19 protein-coding genes are annotated in these 17839 nt (G+C 68.0%); 8 read left to right on the top strand and 11 right to left on the bottom strand.

Annotated elements, in window-relative coordinates; all coding sequences use genetic code 11:
• The first annotated feature begins 201 nt into the window (after positions 1–201).
• From EIK80_RS21110 to EIK80_RS21100, 3 genes are read left to right on the top strand one after another with little or no spacing between them, the layout of a single operon-like run.
• Positions 202–1320 (top strand): HlyD family secretion protein, encoded by a 1119-nt coding sequence (locus EIK80_RS21110; protein ID WP_199743573.1) that lies wholly within the window; start codon positions 202–204, stop codon positions 1318–1320.
• Positions 1321–1336: 16 nt separating this feature from the next.
• Positions 1337–2929: a DHA2 family efflux MFS transporter permease subunit gene (locus EIK80_RS21105; protein ID WP_125158987.1), complete on the top strand. Its 1593-nt coding sequence runs from the start codon at positions 1337–1339 to the stop codon at positions 2927–2929.
• A 16-nt stretch (positions 2930–2945) separates the two neighbouring features.
• Positions 2946–3554, top strand: a complete 609-nt coding sequence (locus tag EIK80_RS21100; RefSeq protein WP_125158986.1) for a TetR/AcrR family transcriptional regulator — start codon at positions 2946–2948, stop codon at positions 3552–3554.
• A 48-nt stretch (positions 3555–3602) separates the two neighbouring features.
• Here EIK80_RS21100 and EIK80_RS21095 read toward each other — a convergent pair whose 3' ends face one another.
• The 4 genes from EIK80_RS21095 to EIK80_RS21080 all read right to left on the bottom strand — a co-directional run bounded on the left by EIK80_RS21095 (position 3603) and on the right by EIK80_RS21080 (position 6934).
• Entirely contained in the window at positions 3603–4418 is an 816-nt protein-coding gene (locus EIK80_RS21095) for an enoyl-ACP reductase (RefSeq protein ID WP_125158985.1), read from the bottom strand.
• Between the two features lie 72 nt (positions 4419–4490).
• Positions 4491–5705 carry a beta-ketoacyl-ACP synthase I gene (gene fabB / locus EIK80_RS21090; protein ID WP_125158984.1) on the bottom strand — a complete coding sequence of 405 codons (1215 nt, stop codon included), beginning with the start codon at positions 5703–5705 and terminating at the stop codon, positions 4491–4493.
• 107 nt (positions 5706–5812) lie between these two features.
• Positions 5813–6328, bottom strand: a complete 516-nt coding sequence (gene fabA / locus EIK80_RS21085; RefSeq protein WP_125158983.1) for a 3-hydroxyacyl-[acyl-carrier-protein] dehydratase FabA — start codon at positions 6326–6328, stop codon at positions 5813–5815.
• An 81-nt stretch (positions 6329–6409) separates the two neighbouring features.
• Positions 6410–6934 (bottom strand): SH3 domain-containing protein, encoded by a 525-nt coding sequence (locus EIK80_RS21080; RefSeq protein ID WP_125158982.1) that lies wholly within the window; start codon positions 6932–6934, stop codon positions 6410–6412.
• A gap of 72 nt (positions 6935–7006) precedes the next feature.
• On the opposite strand from EIK80_RS21080, the gene EIK80_RS21075 reads away from it, so the two are divergent.
• Complete coding sequence (locus tag EIK80_RS21075; RefSeq protein ID WP_125158981.1) at positions 7007–7993, top strand: D-glycerate dehydrogenase; 987 nt, start codon at positions 7007–7009, stop codon at positions 7991–7993.
• 4 nt (positions 7994–7997) lie between these two features.
• On the opposite strand, the gene EIK80_RS21070 is transcribed toward EIK80_RS21075, so the two are convergent.
• The 4 genes from EIK80_RS21070 to EIK80_RS21055 form a co-directional block, all read right to left on the bottom strand.
• Positions 7998–8381, bottom strand: coding sequence for a group II truncated hemoglobin (locus EIK80_RS21070; RefSeq protein WP_125158980.1), 384 nt, complete (start codon positions 8379–8381; stop codon positions 7998–8000).
• 80 nt (positions 8382–8461) lie between these two features.
• Positions 8462–9976: an acetyl-CoA hydrolase/transferase family protein gene (locus EIK80_RS21065; RefSeq protein ID WP_125158979.1), complete on the bottom strand. Its 1515-nt coding sequence runs from the start codon at positions 9974–9976 to the stop codon at positions 8462–8464.
• A gap of 79 nt (positions 9977–10055) precedes the next feature.
• Positions 10056–11018, bottom strand: coding sequence for an alpha/beta fold hydrolase (locus tag EIK80_RS21060; protein ID WP_125158978.1), 963 nt, complete (start codon positions 11016–11018; stop codon positions 10056–10058).
• A gap of 58 nt (positions 11019–11076) precedes the next feature.
• On the bottom strand, positions 11077–11814 hold the full coding sequence (locus EIK80_RS21055) for a molybdopterin-synthase adenylyltransferase MoeB (protein ID WP_199743572.1): 738 nt from the start codon (positions 11812–11814) through the stop codon (positions 11077–11079).
• A 5-nt stretch (positions 11815–11819) separates the two neighbouring features.
• Between EIK80_RS21055 and hslV the strand changes: the two genes are divergently transcribed.
• From hslV to hslU, 3 genes are all read left to right on the top strand, one after another.
• On the top strand, positions 11820–12419 hold the full coding sequence (gene hslV, locus EIK80_RS21050; RefSeq protein WP_199743571.1) for an ATP-dependent protease subunit HslV: 600 nt from the start codon (positions 11820–11822) through the stop codon (positions 12417–12419).
• A gap of 84 nt (positions 12420–12503) precedes the next feature.
• Positions 12504–13337, top strand: coding sequence for a DUF4440 domain-containing protein (locus tag EIK80_RS21045; RefSeq protein WP_125158975.1), 834 nt, complete (start codon positions 12504–12506; stop codon positions 13335–13337).
• On the top strand, positions 13334–14626 hold the full coding sequence (hslU, locus tag EIK80_RS21040; protein ID WP_125158974.1) for an ATP-dependent protease ATPase subunit HslU: 1293 nt from the start codon (positions 13334–13336) through the stop codon (positions 14624–14626). Before EIK80_RS21045 ends, hslU begins: the two co-directional genes overlap by 4 nt.
• A gap of 2 nt (positions 14627–14628) precedes the next feature.
• Here hslU and EIK80_RS21035 read toward each other — a convergent pair whose 3' ends face one another.
• Positions 14629–15525 (bottom strand): methylated-DNA--[protein]-cysteine S-methyltransferase, encoded by an 897-nt coding sequence (locus EIK80_RS21035; protein ID WP_125158973.1) that lies wholly within the window; start codon positions 15523–15525, stop codon positions 14629–14631.
• Between the two features lie 62 nt (positions 15526–15587).
• Positions 15588–16064: a DUF2244 domain-containing protein gene (locus EIK80_RS21030; RefSeq protein WP_125158972.1), complete on the bottom strand. Its 477-nt coding sequence runs from the start codon at positions 16062–16064 to the stop codon at positions 15588–15590.
• 69 nt (positions 16065–16133) lie between these two features.
• Between EIK80_RS21030 and nth the strand changes: the two genes are divergently transcribed.
• Positions 16134–16841 carry an endonuclease III gene (gene nth, locus EIK80_RS21025; protein ID WP_125159060.1) on the top strand — a complete coding sequence of 236 codons (708 nt, stop codon included), beginning with the start codon at positions 16134–16136 and terminating at the stop codon, positions 16839–16841.
• Here nth and EIK80_RS21020 read toward each other — a convergent pair.
• Positions 16838–17695, bottom strand: a complete 858-nt coding sequence (locus tag EIK80_RS21020) for a RimK family alpha-L-glutamate ligase (protein ID WP_125158971.1) — start codon at positions 17693–17695, stop codon at positions 16838–16840. The two genes, nth and EIK80_RS21020, sit on opposite strands and share 4 nt — an antisense overlap.
• Between the last annotated feature and the right edge of the window lie 144 nt (positions 17696–17839).

Here is a 17839-nt window from a genome sequence, read left to right as displayed (position 1 = left end):
CGGCCCCTTGGGCATTGGCGACCGACCCTGGTTCAAGGCTCGATCCGCCAGGCGAAAAGACAGCGACTCCCCATCGCCGCCTCCGATGTCCGGGAACTTTTCTTCGATCGTTGATTTTTGGACGGGTGCGTCCATTTATCCCTTGAAGGGCGCGTCGGACCCCAGTATCCGGCGCCTTCGAACTTTCGATCGGAACAGATCATGGCCTCGCCGGAACCCTCCGCGAACAGGAAGAGCAAGCTGGTCCCGATGATCGCCGGGGGGGCCATCCTGGCCGGCGTGGTCGTCGGCGGAACGTTCTGGTTCCTCGACAAGCAGCACTTCGAGAGCACCGACAACGCCTTCGTCCAGGCCGACACCGTGTCGGTCAGCCCGCAGGTCTCCGGCTATGTCGCCGAGGTGCTGGTGGCCGACAACCAGCGGGTCGAGGCCGGCCAGGTGCTGGCCAAGATCGATCCGTCGACCTTCCAGGCGCGCCTTGACCAGGCGATCGCCAACGCCAGCGCCGCCGACGCGGCCATCCGCGCCATCGACGACAAGGCCAGCCTGGAGCAGGCGATGATCGCCCAGAAGGCGGCCGGCGTGACCAGCGCTCAGGCCGACGCCGGGCGCGCCAAGGCCGATCTCGAGCGCTACGACGCTCTGGCCAAGCAAGGCTGGGTCTCGCAGCAGAAGGTCCAGACCGAGCGCGCCGGAGCCACCCAGACCGCGGCCGGCGTCGCCAGCGCCCAGGCCGCTCTCGAGGCCGAGAAGCGCGCCGCCCAGTCGCTGGGCTCGGCCAAGGCCCAGACCATCGCCCAGGCCGCCGCCGCCCACGCCGCCGTGGAGCAGGCCAAGCTGGATCTGGAGCGCACCGTGATCCGCGCGCCCGCCGGCGGCGTGGTCGGGGCCCGCTCGGTCCGTCCGGGTCAGCTGGTCCAGCCCGGCGTGGCGCTGATGTCGATCGTGCCGCTGGGCCAGGCCTATATCGTCGCCAACTTCAAGGAGACCCAGGTCTCGCGCATCCGGGTCGGCCAGCCGGTCGAAATCAAGGCCGACGCCTTCGGCAAACAGAAGATCGTCGGCAAGGTCGACAGCTTCGCCCCGGCCACCGGCCAGGAGTTCGCCCTGATCCCGGTCGAGAACGCCGTCGGGAACTTCACCAAGATCACCCAGCGCCTGCCGGTCAAGATCGTGGTCGACCGCAGCCAGCTGGGCCAGGCCCTGCGCCCGGGCCTGTCGGTCGAGATCAAGGTCGACGTCCGCGACCGGTCGGGCCCCTCGTTCGCCGAGGCCGGCCAGGCCACGCCGCAGGTCGCCCGCCAGGGCGTGGATCGCTAGAGCGAAGGAGCGCGTCATGACCGACGCCGCCCTGCCCGCCACCACCGTTTCCAAGGCCCCGACAAAACCCGAGGTCGACTGGACCAAGCTGTTCCTCGGCTTCGGCGCCATGGTCATCGGCCAGTTCATGGCCATCCTCGACATCCAGATCGTGGCGGCCTCGCTGCCGCAGATCCAGGCCGGCGTCGGGGCCAGCACCGACCAGATCAGCTGGATCCAGACGGCCTATCTGATCCCCGAGGTCGTGATGATCCCGCTGTCGGGCTACCTGTCGCGACTGTGGGGCACCCAGCGCCTCTATCTGATCTCGTGTACGGGTTTCATCGTCATGAGCGTGCTGACGGGCCTGTCCTCGTCGATCGACATGATGATCCTGACCCGAGCCCTGCAGGGCTTCATCGGCGGGGCGATGATTCCGACGGTGTTCGCCGTGGCCTTCACCGCCTTCCCGCCGGAACGGCGCGTGACGGCCAGCGTGATCATGGGCCTGATCGTCACCCTGGCGCCCACGGTCGGCCCCACCCTGGGCGGCCATCTGACCGAGGCGCTGTCCTGGCGCTGGCTGTTCTTCATCAACGTCCCGACCGGTCTGGTGGTGCTGTTCGGCGTCTATCGCTGGGCCGACTTCGACAAGGGCGACCCCAGCCTGGCCAAGGGCTTCGACTGGTTCGGACTGATCGTCATGGCGATCTTCCTGATGAGCATGCAGTTCGTGCTGGAGGAAGGCGCCAAGGACGACTGGTTCGACGACAGCGGCATCCTGTGGCTGACCGTGCTGGCCGTGATCGGCGGCATGGTCTTCATCTGGCGGCAGCTGACCTATAAGAACCCCATCGTCGAGCTGCGCGCCTTCGCCAACCGCAACTTCTCGGTGGGCGTGCTGATGACGGCTGTCTCGGGCGCCAGCCTGTTCGGCGGCACCTTTCTGCTGCCGCAGTTCCTGGGCCGAGTGCGTCATTATTCGGCGTCGGAGGTCGGCACGACGATGATCGTGTCGGGCCTGTCGATGTTCCTGACCGGACCGATCGCCGGCCGCCTTGTCCGCAAGACCGACCCCCGCGTGCCGATGTTCATCGGCTTTCTGTTGGCCGGCTTCGGCATGTACATGGCCCACGGCGTGACCAAGGAATGGGGTTTCTGGGAATTCGCAGGCGTCCAGGCTTGTCGCGGCGTCGGGGTCATGATCGCCATGATCGCCACCCAGCAGATCACGATGAGCACCCTGCCCCCGCACATGGTCAAGAACGCCTCCGGCCTGGTGAACCTGGCGCGCAACACCGGCGGGGCCATCGGCCTGGCCTTGCTCGCCACCTCGATCACCCAGCAGACGGCGCTCTACTACGACGATCTGTCGTCGAAGGTGACCCAGGGCGGCGCCACGGCCGGCATGATGGCGGGCCTGATGGAGCGCATGCAGCAGCTGGGCGTCACCGACCCCGGCGGCGCGGCGCGCAAGGCCATCGGCGGGATGCTGGAGCAGCAGGCCACGGTCATGGCCTTCGGCGACAGCTTCACCCTGCTGGCCATCGGCTGCTTCGTCGCCGCCGGCGTCTCGCTGCTGGCCGCGCCGGTCAAGAACGCCGCCCCGCCGCCTTCGGACGCTCACTGATGCCCGGAGTTTTCTAATGCCAAGGGTGCCCGGACAGATCGACGTCGCCAAGACCGAAGCCATCCTCGACGCGGCCGTCGAGGTGATCGGCGAACGCGGCCTCGCCGCCCCGATGGAGGCGATCGCCCGCCGCGCGGGGGTCTCCAAGCAGACGGTCTACAATCACTACGGCTCCAAGGCCGAGCTGATGCGAGCCCTGATGAACCGCCGGGTCGAGGCCATCACGGCCTCCCTTCGGGAACCTGGCGCCATCGACAACCCGACCGAGGCGCTGGAGGCCTATGCCCGCTCGGTGCTGGAGACGGTGATCACCAGCAAGAGCTACTCGATGATGCGGGTGATCATGCTGGGATCGGGCGAGATGCCCGACGTCGCCAAGGAGGTCTTCGAGGCCGGCCCGTTGAGCGCCCGCCGGCAACTGGCGGCGTTCCTGAAGACCGAGACCGAGCTGGGCCGGATGAAGGTCGAGAATTTCGACCAGGCCGCGGAGTTCTTTTCCGGCATGGTCATGGGTCACAGCCAGCTGCGCTCGCTGCTGCGCCTGCCGTCCGACAAGACCCCGGACGAATACGGCCGCCTCGCGCGGGAGGCGGCCGTTCGCTTCATGCGGGCCTACGCGCCGTAAGCGCGATGGGCTGAAAGGGCCGCCGGTCCTGGCGGCGCTAGAGAAGCCTTAAGCCTCTTCGGGGTCCGGCATGCCCATCATGTGGAAGCCGGCGTCGACGTGGACGACCTCGCCCGTGGTCGACTTGCCGAGATCGGAGGCCAGCCACAGGGCGCAGCCCGCGACGCCTTCCATAGAGGTGTCTTCCTTCATCGCCGAGAACGCGCGGCCTTGGGCGATCATGCCGCGACCGCCCGAGATGCCGGCCAGGGACAGGGTGCGCATGGCGCCGGCCGAGATGGCGTTGGCGCGGATGCCCTTGGGGCCGAGGTCGCGAGCGATATAGCGGGTCGAGGCCTCGAGAGCCGCCTTGGCCACGCCCATGGTGTTGTAGTTCGGGATCGTCCGCTCCGACCCCAGATAGGTCATGGTCACCAGCGAGCCGCCGTTCGGCATGATCTTGCTGGCGCGCTTGGCGACGTCCACGAAGCTGAAGGCCGAGATGTTCATGGCCGTCAGGAAGCCTTCGCGGGTGGTGTTGTCCACGAACGAGCCCTTCAGCTCGTTCTTGTTGGCGAAGGCCACCGAGTGGATCACGAAGTCCAGCGCGCCGAATTCCTTCTCGATCAGCGCGAAGGCCGCGTCCATCGAGGCGTCGTCGGTGACGTCGCAGGGGATCATCGTCTTGACGCCGATGCTCTCGGCCAGCGGGCGCACGCGGCGCTCCAGGTCCTCGCCCTGATAGGTGAAGGCCATCTCGGCGCCCTGGGCGGCCAGCTGGCTGGCGATGCCCCAGGCGATCGAGTTGTGGTTGGCCACGCCCATGACGAGGCCCTTCTTGCCCCGCATCAGCTCGCCCTTGGGGAACGCGTAATCGTCGGCCATGTGTCGGGCCCTTTCCGGAAGTCGTTGACCGCTGGTTAGCAGGCGGCTCCGCTGGGCGGAACCCTCCCCAACCTAGTCGGCGCGGCTGAAGATCAGCGTGCCGTTGGTGCCGCCGAAGCCGAAGCTGTTGGACATTACCGTCTGCAGCGGCGTGTCGACGCGCTGGCGCAGGATTGGCAGGTCGGCGAACTCAGGGTCCAGTTCCTCGATATGGGCGCTCTCGCAGGCGAAGCCGTTGTCGAGCATCAGGATCGAGTAGATGGCCTCCTGCGCGCCAGCCGCGCCCAGGCTGTGACCGGTCAGGGACTTGGTCGACGAGATCATCGGGGCCTTGTCGCCGAACACCTCGCGCACCGCGCCCATCTCCCTGCTGTCCCCGACCGGCGTCGAGGTGCCGTGCGGGTTCAGGTAGTCGATCTTGCGGTCGCCGGCCTGCGCCATGGCCAGCTTCATGCAGCGCGCCGCGCCCTCGCCCGACGGGGCGACCATGTCGTAGCCGTCGGAATTGGCGGCGTAGCCCACGAGTTCGCCATAGATCTTGGCCCCGCGCGCCTTGGCGTGCTCGTACTCTTCCAGCACCACGACGCCCGCGCCGCCGGCGATCACGAAGCCGTCACGGTCCTTGTCGTAGGCGCGGCTGGCCACGGCCGGACGATCGTTGAAGTTGCTGCTCATGGCGCCCATGGCGTCGAACAGGTTTGACAGGGTCCAGTCCAGCTCCTCGCAGCCGCCGGCGAAGATGATGTCCTGCTTGCCCATCTGGATCTGCTCGGCGCCCGCGCCGATGCAGTGGGCGCTGGTCGCGCAGGCCGAGCTGATCGAATAGTTGATCCCGCGGATCTTGAACCAGGTCGACAGCACCGCCGACGGGCCGGAGCTCATGGCCTTGGGCACCGCGAACGGGCCGATCCGCTTGGGACCCTTCTCCTTCGTCGTGGCCGCCGCCTCGACGATGACGCGGGTGGACGGGCCGCCCGAGCCGACGATCAGGCCGGTGCGCTCGTTGGAGATGTCGCTTTCCTGGAGGCCAGAGTCGGCGATCGCCTGCTCCATGGCGATGTGGGCGTAGGCCGTGCCGGGCGCCAGGAAGCGGGCGGCGCGGCGGTCGACCAGCGGCTCCCACTCGATCTGGGGCGCGGCATGGACCTGACAGCGGAAGCCGAGCTCGGCGTATTCCGGGGCGGCGATCACGCCGGACTTGGCTTCCTTCAGGGACGCCAACACCTCATTGGCGTTGTTGCCGATGGACGAGACGATCCCCAGTCCGGTGACGACGACGCGACGCATATCGTAAATCCTCTTCTCCCCCTCGAAATCCGCCAGGGGCCAGCTCTCCCAAATCCCCGAGCGCTGCGCTGCCGCGCTCCAAGGAATGGCCGGTCTCGTCTAACGGATCAGGACGCCATCTGTTCGGGCGTGAACAGCCCGACCTTGAGGTCCTTGGTTTCGTATATGGCCTTGCCGTCGGCTTCCAGGACGCCGTCGGCGATTCCCATGACCAACTTACGCATGATCACCCGCTTCAGGTCGATCTTATAGACGACTTTCTTGACGTCCGGCGTCACCTGGCCCGTAAACTTGACCTCGCCGACGCCCAGGGCGCGGCCACGGCCGGGACCACCCGACCAACCCAGGAAAAACCCGACCAGCTGCCACATGGCGTCCAGGCCCAGGCATCCGGGCATGACGGGATCGCCGATGAAGTGACAGCCGAAGAACCAAAGGTCGGGATTGATGTCGAACTCGGCCTCGACATAGCCCTTGCCGTGCTTGCCGCCCTCGGCCTCGATCCGGACGATGCGATCGAACATCAGCATCGGCGGGGCCGGAAGCTGGGCGTTGCCGGGGCCGAACAGCTCGCCGCGGCCGCAAGCCAGGAGTTCTTCGAAGGTGTAGGCGTTCTTCTGCATGGGGACGCCCTAGCACGGCGGCGGGTCAGGTCTCAACGTTTCCCTGTCGAGCGGCGTTCCAACGCCGGCGCGGGCGGGCGCCTAATCCTTGCGACACTGAACGGCCGGATCCGCGCCCCAGATGTCGCTTTCCTTGGCCCAACCCGACGAGCCTTCGGCGCGCAGCTTGCACCAGCCCTTCTCGCACTTGTCGAGCTGGGCGACCGAGCGGCCCTTCAGATAGGCGCTGACCTTGGCCCCATCCCTGGGGGCGCCCAACAAGGGCAGGTTGGTCGGCTGCACGCGCATGGCCGACCGGCGGCCGTCGGTGGTGCGCTTGTGCACCCAGGCCAGGCCGCCTTCGGGGTCGCAGATCCGCCGCCACTCGCGGGTTTCGGCCACCACCTGCACTGGCAGGCCCTTGGCATGGTAGATCCACAGCAGCCGATGGGCCTCGTCCGGGCCATTGCGCGCGTTGACCTCGGCGTATTTCAGCGAGACGTAACGCGGCACTTCCAGGCCCGACGGCGTGATCTTCGGGCCGTCCGCCAGGACCGGGCCCGCCGACAGGCCGACGATCGCCCCAAGAACGACACGAAACGAACCTTGTTTTGTTTTCGACGGCATGTTGCTTGGCCCCTTCGGGCCCCTTTGCTACAGCTTTCAAACGCCCGTCAGTGAGAGCTTTTCAAACCGCCCATGGCCGCCCGCAAGCTCAAAGTCATCGTCACCCGCAAACTCCCCGATCCGGTGGAGACGCGAATGTGCGAATTGTTCGATACCGAACTGAACGTCTCCGACAAACCCTTGACGGCGGATGAACTGGTCGAGGCCATGAGCCGCGCCGACGTGCTGGTGCCGACGATCACCGATCGTATCGACTCGCGCCTTCTGTCGCGATCCGGCGATCGGCTCAAGCTGATCGCCAATTTCGGGGCCGGGGTCGACAATATCGACGTCGCCACGGCCAATGCGCGCGGCATCATCGTCACCAATACGCCGGGGGTTCTGACCGAGGACACGGCCGACCTGACCATGACCCTGATCATGGCCGCCTCGCGCCGGATCGTCGAAGGCGCCGAGGTGGTCAAGTCCGGCGGCTTCCACGGCTGGTCGCCAACCTGGATGCTGGGCCGCCGCCTGTGGGGCAAGCGCCTTGGCATCATCGGCATGGGCCGCATCGGCCAGGCCGTGGCCCGCCGCGCCAAGGCGTTCGGCATGCAGGTCCACTATCATAACCGCAAGCCCGTCAGCCCGCGCATCGCCGAGGAGCTGGGCTGCACCTACTGGGAAAGCCTGGACCAGATGCTGGCCCGGATGGACTTCATCTCGGTCAACTGCCCGCACACGCCGGCGACCTACCACCTGCTGTCCGCCCGTCGGCTGAAGCTGCTGCGGCCGCACGCCATCGTGGTCAACACCGCGCGGGGCGAGGTGATCGACGAGGGCGCCCTGGCCAACATGCTGGCCAAGGGCGAGATCGCCGGCGCAGGCCTCGACGTCTATGAGCACGAGCCCGCGATCAACCCCAAGCTCCTGAAGCTGCCCAATGTCGTGCTGCTGCCCCACATGGGCTCGGCCACGGTCGAGGGTCGCATCGACATGGGCGAGAAGGTCATCGTCAACGTGAAGACCTTCATGGACGGCCACCGACCGCCGGACCGGGTGATCCCGGCGATGCTTTAGAGGCTCAGCGGGCCGTCATGTTGGCGGCCATGCGCCCGAAAACATCGTGGAGCGCCTCGGCCATTTCACGATCGACCTCGACCTGAACCAGGGCGCGGCGCATCGCGTCCGTCCATTGCCCCGCCGTGGCGGCGTCGATCGGCATCGCGCGGTGCATGGACATCATGCAGACGCCTGGGTTCGCGACGAACCAGTTGCGCGGGCCGCCCAGCCAGCCGGTCAGCCAACCCTTCAGCGCGGCGCGCACGTTGGTCATGTCGGGCGCGTGCATGGCCCGCAGTCCCGCATAGGCCTGGTCGGTCTCGACGAGGTCGTAGAAGGCCTCGACCAGGGCGTCGACGCGGGCCGCGCCGCCGATCTGGTCGAAGGCGGTCTGTTGAACGGTCATCGAAGGCTCCGGACTCGAAACCGGCAGAATCGACGCTATCGAACGACCGCGCCTTGATCCCCCTCAAGCCTCGTTGCGAACTAGCCGCGCATGTCGCCCGTTTCGACGAACCGCTGGTGCCAGGCGAAGGCTTCGTCCAGCAGGGTCGGGGATTGCTGACCGTACGAGTCGCGGCGGGCGCGGGCCAGATAGTCCTTGAGGGCCGGACGGTAGTCCGGGTGCGAGCAGTTCTCGATGATCACCTCGGCTCGCTGGCGGGGCGACAGGCCGCGCAGGTCGGCCAGGCCCTGCTCGGTGACCAGGATCTGGACGTCCTGATTGATGTGGTCGACGTGCGGCGCCTTGGGCACGATGGTCGAGATCTTGCCGCCCTTGGCGGTCGAGGGGGCCATGAAGATCGAGACATAGGCGTTGCGGGCGAAGTCGCCGCTGCCGCCGATGCCGTTCTGGATGCGCGAGCCCATCAGGTGGGTCGAGTTCACCGCCCCATGGATGTCGGCCTCGATCATGCCGTTCATGGCGATGCAGCCCAGGCGGCGGATCAGCTCGGGATGGTTGCTGATCTCCTGCGGCCGCAGCACCAGCCGCTCGCGGAAGCGGACCATGTCGGCGTTCAGGGCCGCGGCGGCCTCGGGGCTCAGGGAAAAGGCGGTGGCCGAGGCGGTCAGCAGCTTGCCGGACTCCATCAGCTCCAGCATCCCATCCTGCAGCACCTCGGTAAAGGCGGTCAGGTTGTCGAACGGACCGTGGACCAGGCCCGACATCACCGCGTTGGCGATGTTGCCCACGCCCGACTGCAGCGGCAGAAGGCTGGCCGGCAGGCGGCCGCGCGCGACCTCGTGACGGAAGAATTCCAGGAGGTGGCCGGCGATGGCGCGATGGTCCTCGCCCGGGGCGTCGAACGGCAGGTTGCGGTCGGGGGAGTCGGTTTCGACGACGGCGACGATCTTGGAAGGATCGCAGCGGAAATAGGCCTCGCCGATGCGCTGGTCGGGCCGCACCAATGGGATCGGCACCCGGTTCGGCGGCAGGGCGGTGCCGTAGTAGATGTCGTGCATCCCTTCCAGCGCCGGGTTCTGCCAGCGGTTGACCTCCAGGATCACCTTCGAGGCCCGGTCGATCCAGGTCTTGTTGTTGCCGACCGACGAGGACGGGATCAGCGCGCCATCGGGGCGGATGCCGCTGACCTCGATGATCGCCGTGTCCAGCGGCCCCAGGAACCCCTGCCAGGCCATGGGCGCGACCTGCGACAGGTGCATGTCGAAATAGTCCATCTCCCCGCGATTGATCTTGTCGCGGGCGATGGGATCGGAGTTGTACGGCAGGCGGAATTCGATGCCATCGGCCTTGGCCAGGGCGCCGTCCAGCTCCGGGCCCGTCGAAGCCCCGGTCCACACTCGCAGGCGGAAGGGGTTTCCGGCCGCGTGCTCGGCTTCGATGCGGCTGGCCAGGGCCATCGGCACAGCCTTGGGATAGCCCGAGCCGGTGAAGCCGCTCATGCCCACCGTTTCGCCCGGCGCGATCAGCGCCGCGGCCGCCTCGGCCGGCATGATCCTGGCCGCCAGGCTCTCCAGTCCGATCCGTGATCCGCTCATCTTCCAAGCCTCCGTACAGGACGCCGAGGGCTTAGCTTGGCCGTCGGGCTGGTGTCTGTCCCGTATTAGCCCGTGGCGGTCAATATCCGACAGGGTGCGTCGCCAGCCACGCCTTCAGATCGGCCACCGATCGGTCCGGAATCTGCTCCATCGGCACGTGGCCGACTCCGGGATAGAGGATCAGGGTCGCGCCCGGTATGGCCTTGTGGAACTTCTCGCCGTCCGCGGCCGGGATCAGGCGGTCGTCCTGGCCGAACATCACCAGGGTCGGAACATGAATCCGCGACAGGTCGGCCGTCGTGGCGAGGCGGCGCGGGCCGGTCTGCAGGCCCAGCAGGATGTCCCGGTGGCCTGGCGCGCGCGCCAGGTCGACATAGCGGTCGATCAGGTCCGGGGTGACCAGCCTGGGATCCAGATAGGCCGCGCGCAGGCCCTGGGCGACCAGCGGTCGGGTGTCGATGTTTCGCAACAGCTTTCGGCCCAGCGGGTTGCGCAGGATCGCAAAGATCGAAGCCCCGCCGGCCTTGCTCGTTGGCCAGCCGGCCGCATCGACCAGGACCAGGCGCTGGACCTTGTCCGGATGGTTCAGCGCATAGGCCCAGGCCACCCCGCCGCCCATCGAATTGCCGCCGAGGGTGAAGCGGGTCAGGCCCAGCTTGCCCGTCACGCCGTCGACCACTGTGTCGAAGCCATCCCGCCCGGCCGCATAGCCCGGGGGCGCGCGGGTCAGGCCATGGCCAGGCAGGTCGAGGACAACCACGCGATAGTCGCTCGACAACGCCTTGGCCCACGCGTCCCAGGCATGGGTCGAGGCCGAGAAGCCATGCACCAGCACGATGGCCGGCGCCGCGCGCGGGCCAAGATCGCGATAGTGCGCCCGCACCCCGCCCGGCAGGTCCATGTACCGGGAATCCGCGTAGCCATACCGCGCTTCCAGCGCGGCGTAGGGGATGTCCGGCCGCTGCAGCAGAAACCAGCCGGCGGTCGCCAGTACGACGATCAATCCGAGAGCGATCGCAAGACCCTTCGCCAGCGTCTTCATCCCACCCTCCCCGGAGACTGGCCCCGGGCGCCAGGATTTGGGCGGACGCCGTCGCCCGTCAAGCGCCGCACGACGGACATTGAGGATCGGCCCCGATCCTCACGGTGCGGCTCTCAGCCGAGAGCGCGTCATAGATCAACAGCTTGCCCGACAAGGGTTCGCCCGCGCCGACGACCAGCTTGATCGCTTCCAGGGCCATCATCGATCCGATCACCCCCGCCAACGCGCCGACCACGCCGACCAAGGCGCAGGTCTCGGCGTCCGGCGGGGTTTCCGGCACCAGGCAGCGGTAGCAGGGCCTGCCGTGGAAGACCCCGACCTGACCTGTCCAGCGCCCCAGGGCTCCGCTGACCAGCGGCTTGCCGTGGGCCAAGCAGGCGTCGCTGACGGCGAAGCGGGTGGCGAAATCGTCCGTGCCGTCCAGCACCAGGTCATACCGGCCGACGATGTCACCAGCATTGGCGGAGTCCAGCCATACCGGATGGGTTTCCACGACCGTGTGCGGGTTCAGGGCGGCCAGACGCTCGACCGCCGCCTCCACCTTGGGCCGGCCGACATCGGCGGTGGCGTAGAGCACCTGGCGCTGCAGGTTCGACAGCGAGACGGCGTCGGGATCCACCAGGCCGATCGTTCCAATCCCGGCGGCGGCCAGATACAGCGCGGCCGGCGCGCCCAGGCCCCCGGCCCCGACCATCAGCACGCGCGCGCTCTTCAGCTTCTGCTGGCCCGGACCGCCGACTTCGCGAAGCACCAGATGGCGGGCGTAGCGCTCGACCTCGGCTTCTGAAAAACTCATGGCGCTTGACCCTCCGGTCCGGCCTCGCCACATGCGAAGCCATGCAAAGCTCGACTTCCTTCCCCGACTGGCACGGCACGACCATTCTGGCGGTGCGCAAGAACGGACAGACGGTGATCGCCGGCGACGGACAGGTCTCCATGGGCCCAACCGTCGTCAAGGGCAACGCCCGCAAGGTGCGACGCCTGGCCGGCGGCAAGGTGGTGGCCGGCTTCGCCGGGGCCACGGCGGACGCCTTCACCCTGATCGAGCGCCTTGAGGCCAAGCTGGAGCAATATCCCGACCAGCTGGCCCGCGCCTGCGTGGATCTGGCCAAGGACTGGCGGACCGACCGCTATCTGCGCCGGCTGGAAGCCATGCTGCTGGTGGCCGACAAGACCGCCATCTACACCGTCACCGGCGTTGGCGACGTGCTGGAACCGGGCGAGAGCGCCGACGGCAACGCCGTGGCGGCGATCGGCTCGGGCGGAAATTATGCCTTGGCGGCGGGTAAGGCGCTAATCGACCAGGACCTTTCGGCCGAGGAGATCGCTCGAAAGGCGATGGCCATCGCCGCCGAGATCTGCGTCTACACCAACGGCAATCTCACCGTCGAAGCGCTTTAGGGCGAGCCCCAGCGGGTTTTCGTCGCAAACGAGATGCGCGGCGAATTCTCCCGGCGCTTGGCTAGGCGCGGGGAGGATCCCGCCATGCTGAAGACCCTTTTGATCGCTTGCGTTGCGTTGGCCGGCGCCGTTCAGGCCGAGTCCAGGAACCCCGCCAACCAGGTGGAGGCCGCCGAGCGCGCCTTCGCGGTCGACGGCCTGGCCCTGGGCGTGAAGCGCGCGTTCCTGAAGCATATGGCCGGCGACGCCATCATCTTCACGCCCGCCCCGGCCAACGCCCGCGCCTTCTACGAAAGCCGGGCGGGTGACAATGGGCCCAAGCTGGAATGGTGGCCGGCGTGGGTGGTCGCCGCCAAGTCCGGGGATCTGGCCCTTTCCACCGGCCCGTCCTTTTTCGACGGCAAGCCGGGCGGCTGGTACTCCAGCATCTGGCGCAAGGACGCCGACAATGTCTGGCGCTGGATCTATGACGGCGGCAGCGCCGCCGACCCGGTCTCGGCCCCCGTCCAGGCGACGCCGGCGCGGAAAGGGCCAATGTCCAAGACCGGCGAAGGCTCGGCCGCCAAGGCCTTCGACGCCGTGCGGGCGGCCGAGACGATGCTGAGCCAATCGGCCGAGAAAAACGCGCCCCTGGCTTACAAGACCGTTCTGGTGGCCGACGCCCATTTGATCGGTCCGCGCGGAACTCGCGCCTTGCTTCCAACGGCGATCACGGAACGCTTGGAACAGCGTCCGGCGGCCATGACCCTAACCTTGCGGGGCGGCGGCGCCGCCAAGGCCGGTGATTTCGTCTGGACCCATGGCGAAGCCGCGTGGTCGGAGGGTCAAAAAGCCGTCGCCGCGCACTATATGCATGTCTGGCAAAGGCGGCCCGACGGGTGGCGCCTGATCTTCGAGACCCTGATCAACGACCGATGACCGAGTTTTCCCCCCGCGAGATCGTTTCCGAACTGGACCGTTACATCGTCGGTCACGCCGAGGCCAAGAAGGCCGTCGCCGTGGCCTTGCGCAACCGCTGGCGCCGCAGACGCGTACCGGCCGACTTGCGTGACGAGGTGACGCCGAAGAACATCCTGCTGATCGGCCCCACCGGCGTCGGCAAGACCGAGATCGCCCGCCGCCTGGCCAAGCTGGCCCAGGCGCCGTTCCTCAAGGTCGAGGCCACCAAGTTCACCGAGGTCGGCTATGTCGGCCGCGACGTCGACCAGATCGTCCGCGATCTCGTGGAAAGCGCTCTGGCCATGGTCCGCGACAAGCGCCGCGCCGCCGTGAAGGCCAAGGCCGAGGCCGCCGCCGAGGAGCGCATCCTCGACGCCATGACCGGCCCCGGCTCGACCGCCGCCCGCGACAGCTTCCGCAAGAAGCTGCGCGCCGGTGAGCTGGACGACAAGGAGATCGAGCTGCAGCTGGCCGACACCGGCGGCGCCAGCTTCGAGATCCCCGGCCAGCCCGGCGCCCAGGTGCTGAACCTGTCGGAGATGATGAAGTCGTTCGGCGGCGGCCGCACCAAGACCCACAAGACCACCGTCACCGGCGCCTGGGCCCCGTTGATCGCCGAGGAAAGCGACAAGCTGCTGGACCAGGAAGCCTTGACCCAGGAAGCCCTGGAGCTGGCCGAGAACCACGGCATCGTCTTCCTGGACGAGATCGACAAGGTCGCCAGCAGCTCGCAGCGCTCTGGCGCCGACGTCTCCCGCGAGGGCGTGCAGCGCGACCTGCTGCCGCTGATCGAGGGTACGACCGTCTCGACCAAGTATGGCCCGGTCAAGACGGACCACATCCTGTTCATCGCCTCGGGGGCCTTCCATGTCGCCAAGCCGTCCGACCTGCTGCCCGAACTGCAGGGCCGCCTGCCGATCCGCGTCGAGCTGAAGGGCCTGTCGCGCGACGACATGCGTCGCATCCTGACCGAGCCGGAAGCCAACCTGATCCGCCAGCACCAAGCCCTGATGCTGACCGAGGGCGTGACCCTGACCTTCACCGACGAGGCCATCGACGCCCTGGCCGACGCGGCCGTGGCCGTGAACAACTCGGTCGAGAACATCGGCGCCCGCCGGCTGCAGACGATCCTGGAGAAGGTGGTCGAGGAAATCAGCTTCTCGGCGGCCGATCGTAGCGGAGAGACCATCGCGGTCGACGCGGCCTATGTGCAGGAGCGGATCGGCGCGCTGGCGGCCAACGCCGACCTGAGCCGGTTCATCCTCTAGGTTTAGGAGGCGGCGGAAACCGCCTCCATTCCAAGGATCGCGGCCTTGCGGGCCAGGCCCCAGTGGTAGCCGGTCAGCTTGCCGCTCTTGCCGATCGCCCGGTGACAGGGGATCAGCAGCGAGATCGGGTTGGCCCCGATGGCGCCGCCGGTGGCCTGGAACGCCTTGGGCTTGCCGGCCCAGCACGCCACCTGACCGTAGGTGGCGGTCTCGCCGGCCGGAATCCGCAGCAGGGCCTTCCAGACCTGCACGTGATAGGGCGATCCGATCAGTACGACAGGCAGCGGCCCATCCCCGCCCGTGAAGGCGTGGATGGCCGTGGCCTGGGCGGCCGGGTCGTCGCGGATCCAGTCGGCGGCCGGGAAGCGGCGATGCATGTCGGCGAAAGTCGCCTCGTCGTCGCCGTCCGAGAAAGCCAGGCCCGCCAGACCACGCTCGGCCATCACGAACAGGCCCTTGCCGAACGGCGTCGGAGCCCAGCCCCAGCGCAGCCGCATCCCCGCCCCGCGGCGGCGCACCTCGCCGGGGGTCGCGGCCTCCTGGGCGATGAACAGGTCGTGCAGCCGCGAAGGGCCCGACAGCCCCGCGTCGAAGGCCGCGTCCAGCACCGTGCCGCCGGCCTCCAGCGAGCGCCGGGCCTCGGCGTGGGCGATGGCCGAGACGAAGCTCTTGGGGCTGACCCCGGCCCAGCGGGTGAAGACGCGCTGGAAGTGGAACGGCGACAGGCCCACGGCCTGGGCGGCCTCGTCCAGAGAGGGATGGTCCGACCACCGCTCGGCCAGCCAATCGAGCGCCTTGGCCATGCGGTGGTAGTCGACCGAGCGCTCGGCCAGACGGACCAGCTCCTGGCTGGCGGCCTCCGAAAGGTCGGTCGAAAGGGGGGATGCGTCGTATGCCATGCCCGGGACGCTAGACCCGTCGGATACCGCCGTCCGCCCGGTTCTTGCGGCCGCGTCGCCGGTCATGACCACCGCTCGGCGCGGGCGGCGCGGATGGCGTCCTGCAGGGCCTGGGCGAAGCTGACCCGCTCGTCGGGGCTCAGGGACCGGGCCAGGGTCAGGCGCTTGCGATAGATCATCAGCCGGACGCGCGCCTCGTGCTCGCCCAGATGGTCCACGCCCACCCGGGTGAAGGCCGTCGGCGAGGTCCAGACGGTGCGCGCGCCCTTCTCGTCCTCGCGGCTGACCGTGACAGCCTCCGCCGTGACCTGGACCCGCTCCACCCGGCGGGCGGCGCGGTCCGAGGCCCGCAGCGCCAGCCACAGGGCCAGGACGTCCAGTCCCAGGAACGGCAGGACCGGCGGCGCGCCGACCACCAGCAGGAAGATCGCCACCATGACGTTGAAGGCCATGACCACCGCCAACAGCACCACGGCGCCCCGCGGCGTCAGCGAACGGTGTGGCGCGATCACGCGGTCCATGTAGATCGGCAGGGCCATGGCGGGATTTTAGAACCGTCCCTGGCGCTTGGCGAGCCGTCCTTCTTGGCGTTTCAGGCGCATCACGGCATGGTCCGCGTCATGGCCAAGCCCGTGCTCGCGAAGAAAAAGAAACCCGCCCAAAAGCGCATCAGCCCCGCCGAACGCGAGCGGGTCGAGATCCTGTTCAAGCGCTTCGAGAGCCTGGAATCGCATCCCAAGACCGAGCTGAACTACGCCAATCCCTATGAGCTGGTCACCGCCGTGGCCCTTTCGGCCCAGGCGACGGACGTCCAGGTCAACAAGGCCACCGGCCCGCTGTTCCAGGTCGCCGACAGCGCCGAGAAGATGCTGGAACTCGGCGAGGATGGGCTGATCAAGTACATCGCCTCCATCGGCCTGTTCCGCACCAAGGCCAAGAACGTCATCGCCGCCGCCCACATCCTGATGGACAAGCACGGTGGTCAGGTGCCGCTGAACCGCGCCGACCTCGAAGCCCTGCCAGGCGTGGGCCGCAAGACCGCCAGTGTAGTGTTGAACGAGCTGGACATCGAGCCGGCCATCGCCGTCGACACCCACGTCTTCCGTGTCTCGCACCGCCTGAAACTGTCGGCCGGCAAGACGCCCGACGCGGTCGAGCAGGACCTGATGCGGATCGTGCCGCCGCCCTACCAGACCCGGGCGCACCACTGGCTGATCCTGCACGGGCGCTATGTCTGCGTGGCGAGAAAGCCCAAGTGCGAAATCTGCAGGATCAGCGACCTGTGCCCTTCGCGGGAGCTGTTCCTGGGGGCCTAGCCGATCGCCTTGATCACCGCCCGGGCGAAGGCCTCGCCGTGGTCATGCGCATGTTCCAGAAAGAGGTCCGGCTCGATCGCCTCCAGCTCCATCAGTTGCGGGGTGTGCTCCAGGCCCCGGATCAGATCCACGCGAGCGTAGGTCAGCGGGGCGCCAGCCGCCTCCAGCACCATCTCGGCCGCGCGCAGGGCCTCGGGCTCCGGCGCGATCTCGGTGACCTTGCCGCCGAACTGCGGCTGGACGCGGAAGTCGCCCTCCTCGGCGACCTTGGCCACGGCGTGGCTGAAGACGCCGTCGAAATAGAACAGGGACAGCTCGCCCTCTTCACCGACGGCCGGCAGGAACGGCTGGATCAGGGCCGGACCCGTGGGTCCGCCTTCCAGCGAACCGTGGCGCTTGACCCGGATGGTCTCGTGCGAGCCGGCCGAGATCTGCGGCTTGACCACCACCTCGTCCACCCCGAAGGCGTCGAAGGCGGCCTGGACATGCTCCAGCGTCAGAATGTCGTGGGCGAGGGTCGGCACCACCGGCGCGCCCTTCCCGGCGAGCTCGACCAGATAGGTCTTGGTCGAGTTCCAGCGCAGCACCGCCGGCGGATTGACCATGCGCGCGCCGCTCGCCTCGAAGGCGTCCAGCTGGGCGAACCACTCGGCTTGACGGGCATGATAGCCCCAGGCGAGGGACGGCATGACCAGGCGCGCCTGGTCCTTGTCGACCGGATCCGTCCACGGCTGGGCGGCGATGGTCAGGCCGTGGCGGCGCAGCGGCCCGGCCAGACGCTCCAGCAGCGGCGCCCAGCTGTCGCCGTAGCGGCGCTCGTCGCGGGCGGGGACCAGGATGAGGACGTCGGCCATCGGCATACTCGCGTTCAACGAAGCCTCGCAGCTAAGATGTCGCGACACGCGCGGCAAGCCTTGCGTTGCCTTGAGCCCCCACTTCCTTTAATCGCCAAGTGTTTGTGGCTTCTCCGCCCTGTTCTTTCAAAGGTTTGTTCCGCT

Origin of the sequence: Caulobacter sp. 602-1, assembly GCF_003931565.1 — a bacterium.
Taxonomy (GTDB): domain Bacteria; phylum Pseudomonadota; class Alphaproteobacteria; order Caulobacterales; family Caulobacteraceae; genus Caulobacter.
The sequence above is the reverse complement of the archived record's forward strand: the minus strand, read 5'-3'. Positions and strand labels throughout refer to the sequence as shown.